Annotated in this window: 3 protein-coding genes; all 3 read right to left on the bottom strand. The window is 60.5% G+C overall.

Features of this window, described 5'->3' with window-relative positions:
- Positions 1-448 precede the first annotated feature (448 nt).
- Positions 449-1,111, bottom strand: a complete 663-nt coding sequence (gene msrA / locus AC07RO_RS18050) for a peptide-methionine (S)-S-oxide reductase MsrA (protein WP_346626872.1) — start codon at positions 1,109-1,111, stop codon at positions 449-451.
- A gap of 130 nt (positions 1,112-1,241) precedes the next feature.
- Complete coding sequence (locus AC07RO_RS18045; protein WP_282371696.1) at positions 1,242-3,935, bottom strand: putative bifunctional diguanylate cyclase/phosphodiesterase; 2,694 nt, start codon at positions 3,933-3,935, stop codon at positions 1,242-1,244.
- Positions 3,936-4,303: 368 nt separating this feature from the next.
- Positions 4,304-5,974, bottom strand: coding sequence for a dihydrolipoyllysine-residue acetyltransferase (aceF, locus tag AC07RO_RS18040; RefSeq protein ID WP_495086724.1), 1,671 nt, complete (start codon positions 5,972-5,974; stop codon positions 4,304-4,306).
- Positions 5,975-6,027: the final 53 nt, after the last annotated feature.

Below are 6,027 nucleotides of genomic sequence, written 5' to 3'. Positions count from 1 at the left end.
TCAGCCGGGAAGAGGCCAGTGGCAACACCCTCAATTCTGCGGTGCGACATCCGACGTCTTCCCGGCTAAAGCCAGTCGTATAGGTGTACGCGATCAATCAGTAGGACCGGCTTCAGCCGGGAAGAGGCCAGTGGCAACACCCTCGATTCTGCGGTGCGACATCCGACGTCTTCCCGGCTAAAGCCAGTCCTACAGGTGTACGCGATCAGTCAGTAGGACCGGCTTCAGCCGGGAAGAGGCCAGTGGCAACACCCTCAATCCTGCGGGGTGACACCCGACGTCTTTCCGGCTAAAGCCAGTCGTATAGGTGTACGCGATCAATCAGTAGGACCGGCTTCAGTCGGGAAGAGGCCAGTGGCAACACCTTCAATTCTGCGGCGCGACATCCGACGTCTTCCCGGCTAAAGCCGGTCCCACTAAGCGCGCGGGGGGTGTCAGCGGTTCTGACTCAGTTCCCCGCCAGGCTCGGCGGCATGCAGACGCCGGTGCCGCCAATACCGCAGTAGCCCTGAGGATTCTTCGCCAGATATTGCTGGTGATACGCCTCGGCGAAATACACGGTCGGCGCCTGGTCGATTTCGGTGGTGATTTCTCCAAGACCGGCCTTGGCCAGTTCGGCCTGGTACACCTCGGCGCTGCTTTTGGCCGCCTGTAGTTGTTCCGGCGTTGTCGCGTAGATCACTGAGCGGTATTGGGTGCCGATGTCGTTGCCCTGCCGCATGCCCTGTGTCGGGTTATGCAATTCCCAGAACATCGCCAGCAGTGCTTCGTAGCTGACCTTCGCGGGTTCGTACACCACGAGGACCACCTCGGCATGGCCCGTCAGGCCCGAGCAGACTTCTTCGTACGTCGGGTTTGGCGTGAAGCCCCCCGCGTAACCCACAACAGTGCTGACCACACCTTCTTTCTGCCAGAAGCGACGTTCCGCACCCCAGAAGCAACCCAGGCCAAAGATGGCGAACTCGACGTCATTAAAGAACGGCCCGAGCAGCGGCGTACCATTGACGAAATGGGTTTCTGGCAGGGCCATGGGTGTTTCGCGCCCTGGCAGTGCCTGCTGAGCGGTTGGGAGAGCGTTTTTATTCACAAGAATTTCCGAGCGCAAGACCATGAGGCACATCCTCTCTGGGGCAGGACAATCGACATGCGTTGTCAGTGAAAACCGTATATGGGGTCAGAATCGGCTGATGCAAATGCAGGGCGGCAAGTGTGCCGCACTGATGTGATGCGGGGAAGGGGGCTTAAGCCAGTGGGCCGCGCGGGTAGCGACGCAACTTCTCGATCAGCTCTTCGCCCGGAATCGGCTTGTCGAACAGATAGCCCTGACCGACGTCGCAGCGATGGCGACGCAGAAACGCCAGCTGTGCCGCCGTCTCGATGCCTTCGGCGACCACCGTCAGCTTGAGATTGTGGGCCATGGCGATAACCGCCGAGGTGATTTCCATGTCGTCCTGATCATCCGGAATGTCCCGAATGAAGCTGCGGTCGATCTTGATCACGTCAATGGGGAATTTCTTCAGGTAACTGAACGACGAATAACCCGTACCGAAGTCATCCATCGCCAGGGTCAGGCCTAGCGTCTTCAGCGACTCAAGTTGCAGGCGCGTGTCTTCAGTTGCCTCCAGCAGCAAGCCTTCAGTCAGTTCCAGTTCCAGCAGCGACGGGTCGAGCTGTTCGTCACGCAGAATACTAGCCAGCGAAGAGACCAACTCCGGATCGGAAAACTGCTTCGGCGACACGTTGATGGCCACATGCAGTTTGCCGTATCCGGCGGCGGTCAGTTGCTTGCTCATGCGGCAGGACTGGCGCGCGACCCATTTGCCGATCGGGATGATCAGGCCGGTTTCTTCGGCGACGCTGATGAATTGGTCCGGGCGGATCATGCCTTTTTCCGGATGATTCCAGCGCAGCAACGCTTCCATGCCCAGCAGACGGCCACTGCGCAGGCAGAGTTTCGGCTGGTAAAAGACCTCAAGTTCGTTCTGCGTCAGTGCGCGGCGCAGGTTGTTCTCGACGAACAGCTTGTAACTCGCCTCTGCGTTCAGCGCTTCGGTGAACACCTGCACCTGATGCTTGCCGTTGGCCTTGGCCTTGTGCAGCGCCAGGCCTGCGTTCTTCATCAGCGTCTGCGGGTCGCGGCCATGGATCGGCGCGCAGGCCAGCCCCACCGAACCGGTCACGCTGATCAACTGATTGTCGACGAACATCGGCTTGTCCAGCGTGCTCAGCACTTGGCTGGCGACCCGTTGGCCTTCTTCGGGACTGGTGTCGTCGAGCAGTACAGCGAATTCGTTACTGGCGAAGCGCGCCAGAATGCCGGTCGGGCTCAGGCTATTGCGCAGGCGGCGAGCGAGGCTGATCAGCAGCTTGTCGCCAGTCTGGTGGCCGAGGCTGTCGTTGATGCGCTTGAAGTTGTCGATGTCCACCAGCAAAAGACTGATCGGCGTCGCGACGTCCCGGGCAAAGTGCTCGTCCAGGGTGCGGATGAACGCCGGACGGTTGCCCAGACTGGTCAGATTGTCGGTGTACGCCAGGCGCTCGATCCGCTGCTGGGAGAGTTTGGCCTGGGTGATGTCTTCGTAGATGCCGATGTAATGGGTCAGCTCGCGGTTGTCGCCGTAGACCTTTGAAATCGACAGCTGGCCCCAGTACGGTTCCAGATTTTTGCGTCGGCTCTTGAACTCGCCCTGCCAGCTGTTTCCGTTGACCAGGCTGGAGTTCGCGTCGAGGAGCAGCGCGCTGAGGTTTTCCAGCGCCGGCAGCTCCGACAGGCGATGCCCGTGAACCTCATCGGCCGGGTACTGGGTGATCTCGGTGAAGCTCGGGTTGACGTACTCAACCACGCCGTCGCGGTTGACCAGCAAAAACGCATTGGCGCTTTGCTCCACGGCACGCTGAAACAGGTGCAGGGCGCTGGTGGCGGTGCGGCGGTTGTGGTTGTTGATGGCGTGGGCAAACTGATCGGCCAGCTCACCGGCAAAAGCAATCTCATCAGATTGCCATTCCCGTGGCGTACCGGTCTGCTCGAGGCACAGCACGCCCACTACCTGGCCATCGATGCGCACGGCGGCGTCGAGAATGGCGGTGATGTCCTGGGTCCGCAGTCGCTGAACCAGCTCGCGCGTACGCGGATCCTGCTCGACATCGTTGACGTCGATGGCGCGGCTGGTGTGCAGCACGTCCAGGTAGCTGGGGAATTCGCTGATGTCGATCGCATCGGTTTTGGGGAACGTGCTGGTATCGCGGCGATACTCGGCAATCGGCTCAAGGGTCTTGCCGCTGAGGTTCCACAGGCTGGCGCAGGAGATGTTGTAGATCTCGCAGGCGCTTTTGGTGATCAGCTCAGCGGCTTCCTGCAGCGAATTGTTCGAACTGTAGCGATGGCGCGCCAGACGCAGAATCAGGCTTTGCTGTGCGCGGACCCGTTCAAGATGCAGCAACTGTTCGTGCTGGGCGCGTTGATTGAGCTCCAGCGCGATCTGCAGACGGGAGTTCTGTACTTCCAGATCGGGGCTGATGATCAGTTCGCCGGGCTCGATCTGCGCATCAACCACCATCAGGTAGCCGCGCAACAGATGCCGGTTGTGTTGCTTGTATCCCTCACCGATTTCCACCAGATTCAACGGGCCGCGCGTCGTGTGCAGGGTGTAGCGGATCAGGTAATGGGCGCTGCCGGCCAGTTGCATCTGCACGGCGTCGTGCAGTTGATAGCGCGCTTCGGGCTCCATGAGGCTGGCGTAAGGCGTGCCCACCAGCGCGCACAGTTCGACGGCGGGCATGCTGAATTGCTTTTCGCAGTTCGGATCCAGATAGAGCATGGCCCAGCTGGGTTCATTCAGCCGCTCGAAACGCAGCATGCCGAGCCGCGAGGGCACCGGTAATTGCGTCACGACCTCGGCCGCCGGTCTACCGGCAGCATCAGGTTGGCTTTTCATGAAGGAACTCGCTTTCAGGGTGCTGTCGCGCACGGGCAAGGAGCCCGTCTTTAAGTCGCGTGCCGCAAGGTTGCATCATGGCGAACGGGCTGACAAGTCAGCGCGATGGCTTAGTGCTATAAATCTGTCGGCAGACGGTTGATTTACTGGAGGTAATTGATCGGATTGTCAGGGTGAGGGTCGAGCGGCTGGTGTTTGTGCATGATCAGTTATCGGCAGCGCGATCGAATACTGTAGGGCCTTTGTAGCCGCTGATGAATCCATTTTAAAAGGGCAAAAAAAGCCCCGCCAGTGAGCGGGGTTGAGGTACGAGCGTGGCAGCTCGAGAAAACGAAGGCCCGTTTCGTGAGAAACGGGCCTTGTACGGCTTACAGCAGGATCGTGCGGATGTCCGCCAGCAATTCGCTCAGACGCTTGGTGAAGCGCGCTGCGGCGGCGCCGTTGATCACGCGGTGATCGTAGGACAGCGACAGCGGCAGCATCAGGCGGGGCTGGAATGCCTTGCCGTCCCAGACCGGTTGCATGGTGGCCTTGGACACGCCAAGGATCGCGACTTCCGGCGCGTTGACGATCGGCGTGAAGCCGGTGCCGCCAATGTGGCCCAGGCTGGAGATGGTGAAGCAGGCGCCTTGCATGTCGTTGGCCGACAGCTTTTTGGAGCGTGCCTTTTCCGCCAGCTCAGCCGCTTCGGCTGCCAGTTGTAGCAGGCTCTTCTGGTCGACGTTCTTGATCACCGGGACCAGCAGGCCTTCCGGCGTATCCACCGCGAAACCAATGTTGAAGTACTTCTTGCGAATGATCGCTTTGCCGCTTGGCGCCAGCGAACTGTTGAAGTCCGGCAGCTCCTTGAGCATGTGCGCGCTGGCCTTGAGCAGCAGCGGCAGAATGGTCAGCTTGACGCCGGCTTTTTCGGCCACGGCTTTCTGCGCGATACGGAAAGCTTCCAGGTCGGTGATGTCGGCCTGGTCGAATTGCGTGACGTGCGGGATGTTCAGCCAGCTGCGGTGCAGACCGGTTGCGCCCAGTTGCATCAGACGCGTCATCGGCACTTCTTCGGTTTCGCCGAAACGGCTGAAATCGACTTCCGGAATCGGCGGGATGCCCATGCCGCCGGCAACGCCGCCAGCAGCAGGCGCGTCCTTGGACTTGGTCATGATCGATTTGACGTACGCCTGGACGTCTTCTTTCAGCACGCGGCCATGTGGGCCGGTTGCCGAAACAGCGTTCAGCTCGACGCCGAACTCGCGCGCCAGCTGACGAACAGCCGGGCCAGCGTGAACCTTGGCGCCGTTGTTTGCAGGTGCAGCGGCTGGCGCAGCTGCTGGAGCAGGGGCGCTTTCAGCTTTTGCAGCCGGAGCAGCAGCGGGCGCCGGAGCAGCCGCTTCCGCCTTGGCCGGAGCCGGGGCAGCAGCTTGTGCAGGCGCCGCAGCCGGTGCAGCACCCGCCACTTTCAATTTCAGGATCAGGTCGCCGGTACCGACTTCGTCTTCGACCTTGACGCTGATGCTTTCGACAACGCCTGCGGCGGGAGACGGGATCTCCATCGAGGCTTTGTCGGATTCCAGGGTGATCAAGGATTGATCAGCTTCGATGCTGTCGCCCACTTTGACCATCAGCTCGATGATGCGAGCCTTGCCTGACGAACCGATGTCCGGAACGTGGATGTCCTGAACCGTGTCCGACGCAGCAGGTGCAGCCGCTGCGGCAGGCGCCGCGTCGGCTTCGGCCGGCTTCTCGGCAGGCTTTTCAGCAGCAGGGGCAGGCGCGGCAGCAGCAGGTGCAGCAGCAGGCTCGGCCGCCGCTTCGCCTTCCACTTCCAGCTCGAACAGTTCGTCGCCTTCTTTCAGGCGGTCGCCCAGCTTTACTTTCATCGCCTTGATGACACCGGCTTTAGGCGCAGGGATTTCCATGCTTGCCTTGTCCGACTCCAGCGTCAGCACGCTCTGGTCAGCTTCGATGCGATCACCGACCTTGACCATCAACTCAATGACTTCACCTTCACCGTTGCCGATGTCGGGTACTCGAATTAACTCACTCACAATGTCTCTCCTTAGGAGAACCTGTTCCTCGACTGCGCCGATTCATCTGCGAC

The organism is Pseudomonas sp. GW821-FHT07F05 (genome assembly GCF_059418765.1).
The sequence above is the reverse complement of the archived record's forward strand: the minus strand, read 5'-3'. Positions and strand labels throughout refer to the sequence as shown.

What these genes read in the sequence shown, in the direction of transcription:
- AC07RO_RS18045 (WP_282371696.1), bottom strand. Translation starts at nt 3,935, where the DNA reads ATGAAAAGCCAACCTGATGCTGCCGGTAGACCGGCGGCCGAGGTCGTG.
- msrA (WP_346626872.1), bottom strand. Translation starts at nt 1,111, where the DNA reads ATGGTCTTGCGCTCGGAAATTCTTGTGAATAAAAACGCTCTCCCAACC.